The 457-nt window shown below is 44.4% G+C and carries 1 protein-coding gene; it reads left to right on the forward strand.

What is annotated here, in order from left to right:
• Positions 1-246 precede the first annotated feature (246 nt).
• Positions 247-457 (forward strand): AAA family ATPase (locus ACTHUR_RS20445; protein ID WP_440367265.1); only part of this gene is annotated, 211 nt, incomplete at its 3' end.

Below are 457 nucleotides of genomic sequence, written 5' to 3' on the forward strand. Positions count from 1 at the left end.
TTGCATTTCTGTACAAAAATTAATCAAAGGGCAGGTGGTTGGGCAGGTGTTTTTTTAGTTAATTGTTTTATATGAATTTCTTTTAAATAGTTTAGTGAGTTCAATACTAGTCTGTTTCTTTTTAACAAACTTTTCAGACGGCCTTTTGAAGATAAAAAAGCAGTCGGACTTTATGGATGCTTTTCTCTCAACGGATCAGCGTATTTCCGTTAAAATACGCCTTCTTTTCAGATTCGAAACATTGCCATGCGCCTTACCCACATTAAACTCTCCGGCTTCAAATCTTTTACCGACCCGACCACGATTCATGTTCCGGGGCAGCTTGTTGCGGTTATCGGGCCGAACGGCTGCGGCAAGTCGAATGTGATTGACGCGGTGCGCTGGGTGTTGGGAGAGGCTTCGGCGAAGCAGCTTCGCGGCGAGAGTATGCAGGACGTGATTTTTAACGGTGCGGCAA

The organism is Neisseria sp. P0021.S007 (assembly GCF_051956855.1).